The organism is Pantoea sp. R13S299, from assembly GCF_048515925.1.
In the GTDB taxonomy this organism is placed as follows: domain Bacteria; phylum Pseudomonadota; class Gammaproteobacteria; order Enterobacterales; family Enterobacteriaceae; genus Pantoea.
The window spans coordinates 757999-773075 of the sequence record NZ_JBLYEF010000001.1 but is presented as its reverse complement, the minus strand read 5'-3'; the positions used below and the strand labels follow the sequence as shown (position 1 = coordinate 773075).

Sequence of the window (15077 nt, the reverse complement as noted above, 5' to 3'; positions counted from 1 at the left end):
TATATATTCACATCAGTTAAAAAATTTTGTTCGCAAAACTTCCCGTTAAACCGGACAGTCCGCTCTCTGCTCAGCAGCACGGCCCGCCCGGTTCAGTGCCATCAGGATTTAGCCGGTGCCCCCTCTTCGATTAACGCTTTCTGCGCCACAACCGCCGCCTTCTGCTGCATCCTGCTCTGGGTCTGGTCAATAATGACCGCGATGATGATGACGATGCCTTTAATCACCATCTGCCAGAATTCACTGACGCCCATCATGATCAGACCATCCGCCAGGAAACCGATGACGAACGCGCCAATCAGTGTGCCGACAATCGTGCCGCGTCCGCCCGCCAGCGAGGTGCCGCCCAGCACCACAGCGGCAATCGCATTCATCTCAAACGCGGTGCCGTTCGCTGGATGGCTGGCGACCAGTTGCGAGGAGACCACGATGCCCGCAATGGCCGCGCAGAAGCCGGACAGGGTGTAGACGAGGATTTTCACCTGCCGGGTTTTCACGCCCGACAGTTCAGCGGCGCGCTCGTTGTCACCGATGGCATAAACCTGACGGCCAAACGGCAGGCGACGGGCGATATAGGCGATGACCAGCGCCAGCACCACCATCATCCAGATGGCGTACGGCAGCCCGAGAAAGGTCCCGGCACCAATCCGATCAAAACCGGTGTTGCCCAGCAGCGGATTGCCCTGCAAACCGGGGAAGGTTTCGCCGCCGGAGGTGAGCATCGCCGCGCCGCGCAGGATGTACATGGTGCCCAGGGTGCAGATAAAGGGAGCGACGTTGTAGCGGGTAATGATCCAGCCATTACCCGCGCCAATCAGCGCCCCGATGATCAGCACCACCGGCACAATCACCCAGACGCTGGGGAAGATGGCGATGCCAAACATCGGCAGCACAATCCCTTTGGTGATCAGCCAGCCGGCGATCATGCCGCACAGCCCTAATGTGGCTCCAATCGACAGGTCGATACCCGCAGTTATAATGACAAAGGTGATGCCCAGCGCCAGAAAGGCGTTGATGGCGATGTGTTTCACCATGATCACCAGACTGCCAGTGGCGAGAAAGTCTGGCACGGTGATGGCGAAGAAGCCGACAATCAGAATCAGCGCAATAAAGGTGCGCAGTTTCAGAAGCAGCAGCAGAATGCTTTCGCGTGAACTGAACGCTTTAGCCGGAAGTGTGTTCAGCGCGACGCTGTTATTGCTTTTCATGCTCAGAACCCCTGCGCACTTGCTTTCACCAGCGCTGCCTCTTCCGCCTGGTCGCGGGGAAGATCAGCCGTAAGTTTGCCGCCCGACATCACCAGGATGCGATCGGCTACTGCCATAATCTCTTTCAGGTCAGAAGTGGAGAACAGTACCGCAATGCCCTGCTGCGACAGCGCCACCATCATGCGGAACACCTCGGCCTTGGCCCCGACATCAATGCCGCGACTCGGCTCATCCAGTAGCAGCAGACGCGGATTAGTGAGCAGCGCGCGGCCAATCACCACTTTCTGCTGGTTTCCGCCACTCAGCGCACTGATAGCGACGTCCGGCGAGGAGATTTTGATCGCCAGGTTGCCCACCGTCTGGCTCACCGCCTGCTGCTCTGCCTGCTGCGCAATGGCAAAGCGGTGCGACAGCCGCCGCCACAGGCTGGCGATGGTGAGGTTACTGGCCACCGATGAGACCGGGAAAATCCCGGCGCGTTTGCGATCCTCCGGCACCAGGCTCATGCCCATGCGGATACGATCGGCGGTCGGCAGGCGGGTTGGCAGCGGTTTGCTGTCGAGCCACAGCTTGCCCAGATAGTGACGCTGGCTGCCGAGCAGACACTCAAACAGCTCGGTGCGGCCCGCCCCCATCAGCCCGTAAATCCCGACGATTTCTCCGGCCCGCACCTGAAAACTGACATCATCGACCAGGGTATTGCCGTTGGGGCTGACGCAGGTGATGTGCTGCGCCTCCAGTACCGGCGCGCCATACTCCCGCTGATCCGGCAGGAAGGTGGTGACCGGTTCACTGCCCAGCATCTCACGTACGATCCACGGTACATCAATGGTGCTGACCGGCGCTTCCGCCTGAAAACGTCCGTCGCGCAGAATGGTAATCACGTCGCCAATCGCCATCAGCTCTTCCAGCCGGTGGGAGATATAAATCAGGGTGACGCCCTGTTGCGTCAGGTCGCGGATGACCCGGAACAGAATCTCCACTTCGGTTTTACTCAGCGCCGAGGTCGGCTCGTCGAGGATCAGGATATCCGCATCTTCTGCCAGCGCTTTGGCGATCTCCACCAGCTGCTGCTGACCTACTTTGAGATTGCCGACCCGCTCATTGGGCGAAATCGGCTGGTCGAGACGCGCCATCAGTGCGGCGGTGCGGCGTGCCTGTTCCGCTTCGTTGATGGGTGCCAGCCCGCGCTGGATCTCCCGGCCCAGAAACAGGTTCTCCGCCACCGTGAGGTTTTCAAAAAGATTCAACTCCTGATGCACCATGCCGATGCCGTGCCGGGCGGCATCACGGGTGCTGCTCAGCGTCAGCGGCTCGCCATTCAGGAACAGCGAACCCGCGGTAGGCTGCTGCACGCCGGCCAGAATCTTCATCAGCGTCGATTTGCCCGCACCGTTTTCACCAATGATGACGTTAACTTTGCCGCGCCAGACCCGGTAATCGACGCGATCCAGCGCCAGCGTGCCGGGAAACAGCATCGAAATCTGTTCGGCCCGCAGAATGATTTCATCTTCCATCAGGGCGTTCCCCGCTTAAGTTCAATCGCCACCACTTCTTCAACGCTGTTCTGACCGATGCTCACGGCCAGCAGCGCCTGCACCGGCTGATTGACCCAGCTGGCATCCAGCGGCGGCAACTGCTTCACCGCATGACGGTTCAGCGCCCGTGTCAGCTGGGCGTACTGCACCTGATTCGTGAACTCTTCGAAACGGAAACCGGCAGCATCCCGGATAGCATTGCTGCGTAGCACCGGCCCGACGCTGACCACTACCGGCTTACCGTTGATCATCAGCGTCAGCGTGCGTTCACGCGGGTTACTCTCATCAAAGGCGCTGGCCGTCCCGCTGGCCCGCACGAAGACGCTTTCACGCCCGCCGGATTTAACCGTCTGACTTTTCGCCTCCATGTCGGCCCAGCTTAGCGCGTGACTGTTTGCGTTGGTCATCACGCGCGGCTGCCAGGTCTCCTCCGCAATCTGCTGCGGCGTCTGGGTGGTATAGCTGGGTTTCGCGTGTGGATCTTTTGGCATGATCGGGTTTCCGTCCGCATCCAGATCCACCACGGTGCAGGCGCTGAGCAGCGCCATACCGGTCAATACCGCCAGTATCCGTTTCATGGTTATTTCGCCAGGTTGAAGTTTTTCAGCTTCGCGGCGTTGCTTTCGTCAATCAGCACGCAGTCCATCAGCTGCTTCTCCTGTTTCTGTGCTTTGCCGTTCTTCAGGTAGTAGTCCGCCTGCGTGACCGCCATCTGCGCCTGATCCCAGCCCGGCTGCAGCACCGTCGCTTTGATATTGCCTTTGTTGAGGATTGAGTCACGGGTGTAGTCGCTGCCGTCAAAACCGACCACGATCACCGAGGTTTTTCCGGCGGCTTTCAGCGCGGCTTCCGCGCCCAGCGCCATGGTGTCGTTACCGGAGATCACGCCCACGATGTTGGGGTGTTTCTGGAGCAGGGTTTCCATGCGGCTGAAGGCTTCGGTCTGACTCCAGTTGGCGCTCTGCTGCGCCACCATCTTCATGTCGGTGTAGTCATCCAGCACATCGTGATAGCCCTGTGAGCGCACGCCCGCATTGGTGTCAGACTCTTTGCCCAGCAGTTCAACGTAGTCCCCTTTGCCGCCCAGCAATTTGGCAAACTTCTCTGCGCCGAGTTGCGCGCCCTGATAGTTGTTGGAGACGATCTGCGCTACGGCGATACCGGTTTTGTTGATCTCCCGGTCAATCAGGAAAACAGGAATACCGGCATCTTTGGCTTTCTGTACCGGCCCGACGGTGGCGTCCGCACCGGCGTTATCCAGAATGATCGCTTTGGCTTTGCGGCCAATGGCGGTCTCAATCAGCTGGTTTTGCTTGTTAACATCATCGTCGTGCGATGCCACCAGCGTGGCGTAACCCAGCTCTTTGGCGCGGGCCAGGGCGCCTTCCGCCTCGGCTTTAAAGAAAGGATTGTCATGGGATGGAGTGATAATCGCCAGCAGGCCTTGCTCAGCCGCCAGCGCTGTTGCAGAAAAAGCGATCATCGAAGCCAGCAGGGTCAGTTTAATCAGAGGACGAGTCATTATTTTTCTCCGCTTGAATATATATTCACACGCGATTTTATATGCATAATGACTATGCGCCTGCACTGACATGGCGTCCAATGCGCGATCGTTAAAAAGCGAAAACGATCACAAATTAGCCCGCGTTGTGATTTTGATCATCCTTGTTAACAATACCGGGCAGATTCAGAGAGGGAAAAACCGATGGCAAAACAGGATGAACAGCGACTGATGGTGAAGATTGCCACCCTTTACTACGTCGAAGGGTTAAAGCAGTCAGAGATTGCGCAGTCGCTGACCCTATCGCAGTCGTTTGTCTCACGCATTCTTAATCGCAGCGTGAAAGAGGGTGTGGTTAAGATCAGCGTGGTGCCACCGGCCAACGTCTATCCGGAGCTGGAAAAGGCGATCGAGCAGACCTATAACCTGCCGCAGGCGATTGTGGTGGATGTGCCGGATCAGGCGTCGTCGCTGCAGATTAAACAGGCGATTGGCTCGGCGGCCGCTCACTATCTTGAGACCCGGCTGCGCAACGATGAGCTGATTGGCATTTCGTCGTGGAGCGGCACTATCCGGGCGATGGTGGATGCGCTGCATCCGCTTAACAGCGCCTGCAAAGGCGTGATTCAACTGCTCGGTGGCGTCGGGGCCAACGGCAACGTGCAGGCAACGATTCTGACGCAGAATCTGGCGGCGCTGCTGAACTGCCCTGCCTGGCTGCTGCCGTCGCAGTCGATTGAGCATTCGGTCACTGATCGTAAGCGACTGTCGGCCAATGCGGAGGTGGCTGAGGTACTGAGTAAGTTTGAGCAGGTTGATCTGGCGATTGTCGGCATTGGCGATCTGGAGCCGTCAGCGCTGCTGCGCAATTCCGGCAACTACTACGATGGCAAAATGCTGCAGACGCTGGCAGCGCGTGGCGCGGTGGGTGATATCTGCCTGCACTATTTCGACGCCTGTGGGCAGCCGGTGCTGAAAGCCGAAGAAGATCCGGTGATAGGCATGGAGCTGGCACAGGTGAAACAGTGTCCACAGGTTGTGGGTCTGGCGGGCGGACGGGAGAAAGCCCAGGCGATTCGCGGTGCGCTGCTGGGTGGCTACATTAAGGTGCTGATTATCGACTATCCCACGGCGCGGCTGTTGCTCACGCCGCAGGATTAATCGTCTTCGGTCAGATGGTGCGGTACGCCGTGGTAACTTTCCACAGGTAGCGCGGTGCCTGTGCGGCCGGATGCTTGTTCTGCACATGCTGATAGAACTCATCCGGTGACATGGAATTGATCATCGCAATGGCCCGATCGCGATCGCTGGAGAAGGTGCGCAGCAATGCGCCTGCGCCGTTGGCATAAGAGACGATGGTGGCGTAGCGCAGCGTCAGCGGATCACGAATGCCCGACAGCGCGGAATTCTGCAGAATGCGGATATAGGCGGTGCCGATATCGATATTTTTGGCCGGATCGCGCAACTCCGCATTCGACGGCTGACCACGACGGCCCAGCGTACGATAGACTTCGCGCCCGGCAGTCGAGGCTTTAATCTGCATCAGTCCCACCGCATTGGAACGGCTCACTACGCCCGGATTTCCACCCGACTCGACACTGATAATGGCGCTGATCAACTTCTCATCAACGCCATAATGACTGGCGGCATCTTCGGTAAACATTGCCCATGTCCCATTGACGCTGGACGGGGGTGCCTGAGTGAGCGGCGTGTTGCGTTGCTTAACGGCCTGGTGCGGTGGCTCGCTGGCACAGCCGGTCAGGAGTAAAGCTGAGAGTATAAGGTGTCGGATTTTCAGCAATTTTTCGTCTCGTAGCTGTTGTGGCGAATGCTATCATACCCATGCAGCCTGAGAGCAAAATTACCGTTTATCCTAAATGCACGAAAATGCGGCGCGTCCCGTGACTTCAGTGAGGCTTTTCGCCATCATCGCCGTAAGTCAGGCGCTCACAGCAGGAAAGTATGATGATTTCACGTTCAGTTCGTCTTATCTCCCCCTCCGGTTACTGTCACAACCAGCCTGCGGCGCTACAGGGCATTGCGCGACTGCGTGCGGCGGGCCATCAGGTGGAGAACGAGCAGGTGATCACCCGCCGTTTTCAGCGTTTCGCCGGAACAGACGCGGAACGCCTGGCGGATATCAACCAGCTTGCCAGCCTCAGCACCCTGCCCGACGTGGTGCTGGCGGTGCGCGGCGGCTATGGAGCCAGCCGGTTACTGGAATCTATCGACTACGTCGGCCTGCAACGTCGTCTGCTGAATCAGCCGGTGGCGCTGTGCGGCCACAGCGATTTCACCGCGATCCAACTGGCGCTGCTGGCGCAGGTCGGCCTGATGACCTTCAGCGCTCCGATGCTGGCCGGTAACTTTGGTGCCGCGACCTTATCTGAATTTACCCTTCACCACTTCTGGCAGGCACTGACATCACCTACAGTAGAGGTGAAATGGCAGAGCGAAACGCCAGATCAGGGCGAATGGCAGGGCACGCTGTGGGGCGGAAATCTGGCGATGATCTGTTCACTGATTGGTACGCCGTGGATGCCGCAGATCGAGAACGGCATTCTGGTGATCGAGGATGTGAATGAGCATCCGTTCCGCATTGAACGCATGCTGATTCAGCTGCAGCAGAGCGGCATTCTGGCGCGCCAGCGGGCGATCGTTACCGGCAGCTTCACCAGCACAGCCCTGACAGAGTATGACAATGGGTTTGACTTCGATACCGTCTGGCAGCACGTGCGTGACACCACCGGTCTGCCGGTCATCAGTGGATTAGATTTTGGTCATGCCGCTGATACCGTCACACTGCCGCTGGGCGCCAGCGCACGATTAGCGGTCAGCCAGGGCAATGCCCATTTGCAGGCGACCGGGCATCCCGTCCTGCGCGAATAGAGAGCGTTTCAGGAGATCGACATTGAAGCCGTTGTATGACGATTTGTGGATCTCAACCCCGGAATTCCCGGTGGAAGATGCCGTTAATGACCTGATGATGCATGGCTTTATGCTGCGTCATCCGCGCGGCAATCTGCTGATTGGCCGTGTAGAAAACCCACTTGATCATGAAGTGATTGCCGAGTCCGGCGGCGTAATCCGCCACTATCTGACCCACTGGCACGAATCCGCGCCCGGTGCGGCGGTGATCCAGCAGCGCTTCAGCAGCGCGCTGTATTGCCACAGCCGGTCGCTGGGCCCTGTCAGCCGTTTTGCTGAGCCTGATGACACCTTTACGCACCAGGAGACGCACTTCGGGGATTTCCATCTGCTGCCAACACCCGGACACACGCCAGGCAGCTGCAGCTATCTCTATAGTTCACCGCTGGGGCTGACCTATCTGTTTGTGGGCGATACCGTGACGCGTTCTCATGACAGCTGGATCTCGGTGCTGGTGCCGGAAAGTAATCCGGCTGAGCTGAGCCAGACGCTGGAGTTTTATCGATCGCTGCGTCCCGACGTGGTGCTGATGAGTACCACGCGCGGGCATCTCTCCTGGAAAAAAGTCACGCTGCAGAGCTGGCTGGCGGCAATTGACGAAGCGGAACAGCATCCGCTGGATCTGCGCGAGAATCCGCTATTCTGACTACGCTATTTTGATTACAAATGTTTAGTCAGATAGTGCCGCTGATGATGATCCATATAGTTCGCCAGCGTAAGCCGCAGGGTGTAGCCGAGTTTTTCATAAAATGGCCGCGCCTGAAAACTGGCGGTATCGACCTGCGCATAGCGGCAGCCGCGATCACGAGCCTCCTGCTCGGCGGCCAGCATCAGCTTACTGCCTGCACCCTGCCCGCGAAGCGCCTCACTCACCCACAGCATATCAATCCGCAGCCAGCTGCCGGTGGTTGAGCCGGTCAGTCCGGCCAGCTTTCTGCCCTGCTCATCACGAATAAAAACGCCAATCGACCTGATCGCATCCACATCATAAAATTTGCTGTTGTACGTATTCAGGCCCAGACGGACCTCATCCAGATCCTGCGCGGTGACGTTGTCGGTAATCTCAGGTTGCATAGTGGCTCCCGGGGTTAACTGTCGGAGCGCTGACGATCGTCGTAGCGCTCCAGGCTCAGCGCATCCACATCGCGTTTTTCGGTGCGGCTGCAGGGCAGCAGTTTATCGCTGTCGTGATAGACAAAGAAGGTGGCCTGGCTGCGCTGGTTCACAATCAGCTGATCGCCATTGCGAAAACGGGTAATCGCCACCGGATCGCCCGCCTCCAGGCGGGTACGCTGCTGACCAGCGGCAATCTGGAAGTGATTCTCCGGCCACATCAGGGTGGTTAAACCATACTCGGCACGCGACACAGTCATGGTCGCCCGGCCGGGACAGTTAAGCTGAAATTCGGTTTCGCTCCAGGCGGGTGCGATGTGACAGGCCAGCAGGCCCAGGGCAATCAATGCAGCCTTCATGCTGTATCTCCGCTGATTTTATTAGAGATTTTTAGCTTAACACATTAAAGAAAAAGGGAGTGGCGCAGGGAAAATGAGATCAGACCATTAAAAGATGGAATCGGCGTGCGAAAAAGCTGAAAGTTGAGAAAAAATAAAGTAACCCGGCCAGCGTAGCAGGCTGCCAAACTGGCCGGATAGTCATTATTCAGCGGCCACCTCGGCGGCCACTAACATCAGCGCCAGCCCGGCATTCTCAGTGTCATAAGCCTGCATTGCTGCACGAATATCCGCTGAGCAAGCGATCACCTGTTGCTTCTTATCGGCTTCTAACTGGTCAATCGCATGGCGAATAATCATTAGACTTGCTTCTTCTTCGTTCATCATTTATCCCTGAATTTGCCTAAGTGGTGCGCAAAGGAGCCAAGAATAACGTTTATTGATAAGCAAAGTCACCCCTTTACATTCCTGTTGCTTAACGATTAAACAAATCACAAACCGGAAGCGCAGCGGAAACTGCTATGATTAAGAGATTAATGGCGTGGCAGGATAGACTCTGCGCCAGAAACTCCCAGGGATTGAAGCAGGTAAAAAAATCATGATGCGATTCAGCATTTTTATCCTTATCGCGATGCTGACTGGATGTTCATCTGGCCCGAAAGGGGTGGAATGTCCGGGTGAGGTCTCGACTATTTATGGTCAGTCGATGGGGCAGACCCAGAGCGTGATTTTTGATCTGGTTAATAGCTTCACCGTGACCCGGGATAATGTCAGCGTGAAGAGTGGCCCGCTACAGTCGCTGGATCGGTTTAAATATGTCCCATCGGCGGTGACACCCGAAGGCTACTATGCGCAGCGCCTGTCAGCTAAGCAGTTCCGCCTGATTAATCCTTACCAGGACACCCAAATTACCTGGACCTGCCCATAGGGGATGAATCCTGCTGCCAGATGGTTTATTGTCAGGAAACGTCAAGCAGCAGGTCTCCCCGATGGAAAAGCGTCTGGATCACAACGGTTATATCGACTTCCCCTTTCCCGCCACCCGCAATGCGGATGGTTCAGTGAATCCGTGTGGTTTTGATCTGACGCTGGAAACCGGTCGCCTTGAGGAGATCGCGGTGCTCAACCGCTCAGCGAATCTGCGGCGGCTGGTTGAGGAGATCAATCTGCAGGACGGGCTGTTTATGACGCTGGCCTGTGACTGGCAGCAGCAGTCTGATGCGGTCTGTGGCTTTATCGATGTGGCTTTTCGTCCCGATCTGCCGCAACACGGCTTTGATGAAGCCCTGCAGCTGGAAGCGAGCTTTTACCGCTACCTGACCGGGCAGGAGAAGCAACATCAGATGCCTGCGGAGACGCTGGTCAATTATGCCCGTTCGGTTCTCGACTGGAGCTGGTCGCCGCTGCGCCAGCGTCAGCGCGATTATGAAAAGATCACCATTCAGTTCTATTGCCCGCAGGCGGATGACGCCGAATGGTGTTTTGATCACCTGCGTCATTTCCTGGTGAGCGTCTATCCGGCCTGCGTCGCCGCCCGTTCACTCTGATCCCCACTTCTCCCGGAGTCGCTATGCGTTCTGCTGCGCTGTCTGCTTTCACGCTGTTCTGCTCACTGTTTTTTGCCGCCGCGGCCCAGGCCGATCGCTGCCAGCAAATTCGCGCCGGTCTGGATATTGGTTCCGGCACCACCAAAATTGCGGTTGCGCGCGTCAATGTCTGCCAGTTGCGCATCGAAAAAGTGCTGTATCAGGATCAGCGCGCCGTGGCCTGGAACGACGCATTAGCGCATTCAGCAGATAATCAGCTGAGTCCGGCGATAGCCCAGGAAGGCGCTGCCGCACTGCAGCAGCTTGTGGCAGACGCACAGCGCTTTCATCCCCAGCGCATCAGCGGCGTCGCCACGGCGGTGTTCCGTAACGCCAGCAACGGTCAGGCAATCATCGAACAGTTGCAGCGCCAGAGCGGTGCGCAAATCAGCATTATCTCGCAGCAGCAGGAGGCGAAACTCGGATTTCTCTCCGCTAAAGCCGCGCTGAACGATCCGGCGATCCATGATGATCAGTTGCTGGTCTGGGATATTGGCGGCGGATCGATGCAGATGACTGCCTGGAGACAGCAGGCAGGCAAGCCGGTAGCCGATATCTATCAGGGCAAGCTGGCCTCCGTGACGCTGAAAAACTTTATTCTGACGGTGCTGAAGAACCAACCGGATGCGAAATCTCCCAATCCGATTGGCTCGTGGCGGCAGTCGGTGCTGCGCTTTGTGCAGTTTTACGCAGTTAATGAAGTCAGTCCGCAGATTAAACAGGATGTGGCGGGTCGGCGGGTGATTGGCATTGGGGGCGTGCACGGTTTTTCCATCCGTAATCAGTTACCGGGCAAACCCAACCGCTATACGCTGGCGGCGTTAAGCACATTGTCGAAGCAGCAGGTCTGGAAAGGCGACAGCGAGCTGTCTGGCGATTACCGCGCCACCGACGTCAGCAATCTGTTACTGGTGGAAGGCTATATGCAGGCACTGAAAATAGATGAGGTCACGATTGTTGAGGCCAGTCTGATTCAGGGCGTGCTGCTGCAATAGCGCGGCGTTTCCCACGCTATACGTCGGGTTTGACCAGCCGGATGGCATGATCCAGCATCCGCTGCTCATCCCGCTCACTATTGGCGCGCTGCTGGCGGGTACGTTTAAGCAGGTCATAAATTTCGCCACGGCGGGTGTCATGGCCGCGCTCCATCAGCACAATCACCGCATCGCCAATTACCCGACAGACTTCGTCATAGTCATCATCATTCAGTGCATCACGTTTCATCGTTTCTCCTCCGGCTGCTGTAAGTGACTGTGCTGCCTTTTCAAAGGCTAGACAGGAAACGGCTGGCCCGCAAACAGCACGTCATTAACAGCCAGAAATGATTTTTTTGCCCGATATTCATCGCTGGAAGAGCAGAATTCACTATCTTTGCTACGCTTTGAGGGTCTCACTCAAAACCAAGGAGCAATAAATGTCAGGAAAAATCGAAGATAAAGTAAAAGAAGCCGCTGGCGCAGTTCAGGAACAATGGGGTGCAGCAACCGGTTCATCTGAGCATCAGGCTAAAGGCGCAGCACGCCGTTACACCAACCAGGCAAGCTATGCTGCCCGTGACGCTGCTGACTGCATCAAGGATCAGGTTCAATCCAATCCTGTTGCCGGTCTGGCCGTTGCTGCAGGCGTTGGCGTATTCATCGGCTTCCTGCTGGGTCGCAAGTAATACCGCTGAACGTCAACAGAACGGGAGCCACTGGCTTCCGTTTTTTTTTGCTCTGACTCTTATCTCAAGCTGAGAAATATCTGAAAGATAAGCCTTTTCAGGCCAGCGTGCGGTGAGACTCTATGCTTAATTACGTACTCTTTCTGACAACATCAAGGTGACCCGATGAAAACAATTTCTGCTCTGCTGCTGGTTGTAGCCACTTTCACCACTCTGGCGGGCTGCTCGCAGAAGAGCGACGCGATTAAAGATGATGGCCGTCCTCATGCGCCAAGCGGTCAGTCATCACCAGGCGGTACGCTGGGTTCCGGTCCAGTGGGTCAGCCTCAGTCGTAATCTCCTGCTCCGGCATGCGTGCCGGGGTTTGTTTTATAGTGTTATATCCTTACTACACACAACCCACAAATAAACCCGCTAATAATTACCACGCTACTAATTCTTGCCGGAATTAAATTAATTCCTCCCTTATTATGTTTATAAGAATCATCCCATCTCTTTTCGATAATCCCTTACTCCCTTTACACAATTCTGTATATATACCCGGAATAAACAACATTAAATTTGTGGAAACAAATTAAACAATCATTCTACGAACACGAAAAAATAATTCCTCACAATGAACTTTAACGGTAAGAATATTCTCTAATAACTCACAACACCTTTTAGTTAAATATTATTTATACGTTTAAGAGAATTCAGACGTGAAGAAAAAAAAGATTTATCTGATAGACCGACTTTTAACGCTTTATTCTCGATTCTCCAGCAGAACAAAACCGCAGGCCTTGCAGGCACTGGCACCCACGACGGTGGTGATTTACTCCACCACGGCACTGGGCGACTTTCTGATGAATACGCCGGCTATCTGGAGCCTGAAAAATCGCTTTCCCACCAGTAAATTTGTTCTGGTCTCCAGCAAGAAAAATAAAGACCTTGTGAGCCGTTATAACTGGTTCGATAAGATTTATATCTGGGATAACAAGATTGCGAATTTCCTGCCGCTGTTTTTCAAACTGCGTCGCCATAAACCTGACCTGTCAGTGATATTACACGCCCATTTCCCGTACGATATTATGAGCTCGGTACTGACCGGCAGTAAGACGATTGTGCGCGACCATTACGGCAGCGAATCACCTGTGTTAAATAAATATCTCGATCACTACTCAGGCTATTTCGACGACCACACCATCAAACGTAAGCTGAAACTGATTGAAGTTCTGGGCGCAGAGACAGAGCAGACCCGGATGCATCTGCCCGAGCTGAACAACACGCCGACTGTAAAGGCTGATCATCGCCGTATCGGTTTTCAGTTAGGGGCATCAAAAGATATTCGCCGCTGGCCGCTGGCCTCATTCAGTCAGCTGGCGACAGCATTGCTTGAGCGCTGGCCCGACACTGAGATTATCGTTACCGGCACCGCCGCTGAGCAGCCTCTTGAGAAGCAATTTATCGAAAGTCTGCCACTGCACTGCCGTGCGCACGTGACGCCAATGGCGGGCAAAACTAACCTCGGCGGCCTGATTAGCCTGATTCAGACACTGGATGTGCTGGTTACCGGGGATACCGGTCCGCTGCACATCGCCGTGGCCGCACAGACGCCGACGGTCAGCCTGTTCTCCACCGCCAATCCGCGCTATACCGGCCCCTGCCAGGACAGCGATCGTCACATCATTATCCACCGTCCTGATAAAACCTCGTCACAGCATCCGATGGCAACGATCAAGGCCGATGAGGTTGAGCAGGCTGTGGCTAAGCTGGTGGAGTAATGAACGACCTTTCTCAAGCCATTATTGCGCTGATTGAATACCACAATCAGCCAACCTTACTGGGCTGGTTTCGCAAAGTGGATCGGGCAGGTTTTCATCTGCAACAGTTACCGCTGAGTGAGGTGGAATTTGCGATTCTGATGAGTGACTTTTTCGCCACCTTTGGCGTCAGCTCAGATCATTATGATGAAGCACGCTATTTTCCTGCTTCGCCACCACGGCGATGGATATCCGCCGGGTGGTTTAACGCAGGTGGATATTGTCCATTAACGGTAGCCATGCTGTGTGAAGCGGCCAGCCTGGGACGCTGGCCTGAAGAGGATTACTGAATAATGGTATGGGCGAAGGCGTCATAAACCTCGCGGCTGCTCAGCGCGTTGACTTCACGTGACGCCGGTTGCAGAACCTGATAGTTAACCTGCCACGGATGCCAGCACGCCGGATCGCTATCGCCAAACAGCGCTACTACCGGCAACCCCAGTGCCGCACCAATATGCATAGCCCCGCCATCACTACTCACCAGCCCCTGACACAACGACATGGCTGCAATCAACTGCGGCAGGCTGGTGGTTGCCACCGCCTTGATCGGCAGGTGCGGACAGAGCGCCATAATCTCACGTGCTTTCTCATCATCACCCGGATGACGCGGATTATCGCGGCTACCAGGCGACCACAGCAGCATAATCTGGCAGGGATGACGCGCAGCAATTTTTTCAGCCAGTCCGGCAAATCGCGTGGCTTCCCATTGCTGGCTCGGCTTACGGGCACTGATTTGCAATGCATAGACCGGCACGGTGGAATCAATCGCGTGGGTGTCACGCAGGCTGGCCGCAATCGCCGCATCCGGCCGCAGCGTCAGTTTGCCCGGCGCTATGGCGCTAAGATTGAAAGGTCGCCCCAGGCTAAACAGGGTTTCGCTGATATGACACGGTGACTGGCCTGGCGGCGGTAACAGATCGGTTATCAGCGGATGCGACTGTTCACCCAGGGCAATCACTCTGGCGGGCCGCACCGTTTTGACCCACTTCATTCCATGCTGATCCCAGCGACTTTTTGCCAGAATCACCGCATCGTAGCGTTGCTTTTTCAGGGTCAGCATCAGCTTCAGCCGCTGTAATACGCAGGCCAGTCGCCCCTGCCCCGCCTCACGATGATGCAGCTTGGTGTAATAGAAGAGCTGCCGGATATCGGGATTGTGCTGCAACACGGGCGCAGCGTAATTGTTGGTCAGCACATCGACCTGATGCTGGCCCGACTGCGCCAGCGCACTGATCAGTGGTGTGGTGAGCAAAGTGTCGCCAATATTATCCCGACAAATAATTAAAACCCGCATGTCTGACATCCTCTGCGCACAGGCTACGCCGTACTGGCTGAATAAAATAAGACTCACCCGGTTAACGTCCTGAAAACGATAACGTAACGGTATAGTCAGCAAATTA

20 protein-coding genes are annotated in these 15077 nt (G+C 55.8%); 10 read left to right on the top strand and 10 right to left on the bottom strand.

Translation table 11 applies throughout. The annotated features are described in order from the left end of the window. Positions 1–101: 101 nt before the first annotated feature. Genes ACN1CO_RS03835 through ACN1CO_RS03820 form a run of 4 tightly spaced genes read right to left on the bottom strand, consistent with a single transcriptional unit; the run spans position 102 to position 4268 of the window. Positions 102–1208 carry an ABC transporter permease gene (locus tag ACN1CO_RS03835; RefSeq protein WP_419137803.1) on the bottom strand — a complete coding sequence of 369 codons (1107 nt, stop codon included), beginning with the start codon at positions 1206–1208 and terminating at the stop codon, positions 102–104. 2 nt (positions 1209–1210) lie between these two features. Then, positions 1211–2725 carry a sugar ABC transporter ATP-binding protein gene (locus tag ACN1CO_RS03830; RefSeq protein ID WP_419137801.1) on the bottom strand — a complete coding sequence of 505 codons (1515 nt, stop codon included), beginning with the start codon at positions 2723–2725 and terminating at the stop codon, positions 1211–1213. Continuing rightward, on the bottom strand, positions 2725–3324 hold the full coding sequence (locus tag ACN1CO_RS03825) for a DUF2291 family protein (protein ID WP_419137799.1): 600 nt from the start codon (positions 3322–3324) through the stop codon (positions 2725–2727). Before ACN1CO_RS03825 ends, ACN1CO_RS03830 begins: the two co-directional genes overlap by 1 nt. A gap of 2 nt (positions 3325–3326) precedes the next feature. After that, positions 3327–4268, bottom strand: a complete 942-nt coding sequence (locus ACN1CO_RS03820; protein WP_419137797.1) for a D-ribose ABC transporter substrate-binding protein — start codon at positions 4266–4268, stop codon at positions 3327–3329. A 183-nt stretch (positions 4269–4451) separates the two neighbouring features. Here ACN1CO_RS03820 and ACN1CO_RS03815 point away from each other — a divergent pair, with 183 nt between their 5' ends. Beyond that, the gene (locus ACN1CO_RS03815; protein ID WP_419137795.1) at positions 4452–5408 is read left to right on the top strand and encodes a sugar-binding transcriptional regulator; all 957 of its coding nucleotides are present in this window, start codon (positions 4452–4454) and stop codon (positions 5406–5408) included. A gap of 10 nt (positions 5409–5418) precedes the next feature. Here the strand turns inward: ACN1CO_RS03815 and emtA are convergent, their stop codons facing one another. Next, entirely contained in the window at positions 5419–6048 is a 630-nt protein-coding gene (emtA, locus tag ACN1CO_RS03810; protein ID WP_090962104.1) for a membrane-bound lytic murein transglycosylase EmtA, read from the bottom strand. Positions 6049–6212: 164 nt separating this feature from the next. On the opposite strand from emtA, the gene ldcA reads away from it, so the two are divergent. Together ldcA and ACN1CO_RS03800 are read left to right on the top strand one after the other, a co-directional pair. Next, entirely contained in the window at positions 6213–7136 is a 924-nt protein-coding gene (gene ldcA / locus ACN1CO_RS03805; RefSeq protein WP_419138965.1) for a muramoyltetrapeptide carboxypeptidase, read from the top strand. Positions 7137–7158: 22 nt separating this feature from the next. After that, entirely contained in the window at positions 7159–7821 is a 663-nt protein-coding gene (locus ACN1CO_RS03800; protein ID WP_419137793.1) for an MBL fold metallo-hydrolase, read from the top strand. A gap of 14 nt (positions 7822–7835) precedes the next feature. On the opposite strand, the gene ACN1CO_RS03795 is transcribed toward ACN1CO_RS03800, so the two are convergent. The 3 genes from ACN1CO_RS03795 to ACN1CO_RS03785 form a co-directional block, all read right to left on the bottom strand. Continuing rightward, positions 7836–8249: a GNAT family N-acetyltransferase gene (locus ACN1CO_RS03795; RefSeq protein WP_419137791.1), complete on the bottom strand. Its 414-nt coding sequence runs from the start codon at positions 8247–8249 to the stop codon at positions 7836–7838. A gap of 14 nt (positions 8250–8263) precedes the next feature. Continuing rightward, the gene (locus tag ACN1CO_RS03790; RefSeq protein WP_419137789.1) at positions 8264–8647 is read right to left on the bottom strand and encodes a hypothetical protein; all 384 of its coding nucleotides are present in this window, start codon (positions 8645–8647) and stop codon (positions 8264–8266) included. Positions 8648–8830: 183 nt separating this feature from the next. Beyond that, on the bottom strand, positions 8831–9010 hold the full coding sequence (locus ACN1CO_RS03785; RefSeq protein WP_419138964.1) for a hypothetical protein: 180 nt from the start codon (positions 9008–9010) through the stop codon (positions 8831–8833). A 214-nt stretch (positions 9011–9224) separates the two neighbouring features. Here ACN1CO_RS03785 and ACN1CO_RS03780 point away from each other — a divergent pair, with 214 nt between their 5' ends. The 3 genes from ACN1CO_RS03780 (at position 9225) to ACN1CO_RS03770 (ending at position 11207) form a co-directional block, all read left to right on the top strand. Next, positions 9225–9554, top strand: coding sequence for a hypothetical protein (locus ACN1CO_RS03780; protein ID WP_419137787.1), 330 nt, complete (start codon positions 9225–9227; stop codon positions 9552–9554). 61 nt (positions 9555–9615) lie between these two features. Next, positions 9616–10173 (top strand): hypothetical protein, encoded by a 558-nt coding sequence (locus ACN1CO_RS03775; protein ID WP_419137785.1) that lies wholly within the window; start codon positions 9616–9618, stop codon positions 10171–10173. 23 nt (positions 10174–10196) lie between these two features. Further along, positions 10197–11207: a Ppx/GppA phosphatase family protein gene (locus ACN1CO_RS03770; RefSeq protein WP_419137783.1), complete on the top strand. Its 1011-nt coding sequence runs from the start codon at positions 10197–10199 to the stop codon at positions 11205–11207. Positions 11208–11223: 16 nt separating this feature from the next. On the opposite strand, the gene ACN1CO_RS03765 is transcribed toward ACN1CO_RS03770, so the two are convergent. After that, complete coding sequence (locus ACN1CO_RS03765) at positions 11224–11436, bottom strand: DUF2767 family protein (RefSeq protein ID WP_419137781.1); 213 nt, start codon at positions 11434–11436, stop codon at positions 11224–11226. 190 nt (positions 11437–11626) lie between these two features. On the opposite strand from ACN1CO_RS03765, the gene ACN1CO_RS03760 reads away from it, so the two are divergent. The 4 genes from ACN1CO_RS03760 (at position 11627) to ACN1CO_RS03745 (ending at position 13967) form a co-directional block, all read left to right on the top strand. After that, complete coding sequence (locus ACN1CO_RS03760) at positions 11627–11875, top strand: DUF883 family protein (protein WP_010246235.1); 249 nt, start codon at positions 11627–11629, stop codon at positions 11873–11875. Positions 11876–12040: 165 nt separating this feature from the next. Next, positions 12041–12211: a hypothetical protein gene (locus tag ACN1CO_RS03755; RefSeq protein ID WP_419137778.1), complete on the top strand. Its 171-nt coding sequence runs from the start codon at positions 12041–12043 to the stop codon at positions 12209–12211. A 365-nt stretch (positions 12212–12576) separates the two neighbouring features. Next, on the top strand, positions 12577–13638 hold the full coding sequence (locus ACN1CO_RS03750) for a glycosyltransferase family 9 protein (protein WP_419137776.1): 1062 nt from the start codon (positions 12577–12579) through the stop codon (positions 13636–13638). After that, complete coding sequence (locus tag ACN1CO_RS03745) at positions 13638–13967, top strand: DUF1493 family protein (protein ID WP_419137774.1); 330 nt, start codon at positions 13638–13640, stop codon at positions 13965–13967. Before ACN1CO_RS03750 ends, ACN1CO_RS03745 begins: the two co-directional genes overlap by 1 nt. Here ACN1CO_RS03745 and ACN1CO_RS03740 read toward each other — a convergent pair. After that, complete coding sequence (locus tag ACN1CO_RS03740; RefSeq protein ID WP_419137772.1) at positions 13961–14971, bottom strand: glycosyltransferase family 9 protein; 1011 nt, start codon at positions 14969–14971, stop codon at positions 13961–13963. The genes ACN1CO_RS03745 and ACN1CO_RS03740 overlap by 7 nt on opposite strands. Positions 14972–15077: the final 106 nt, after the last annotated feature.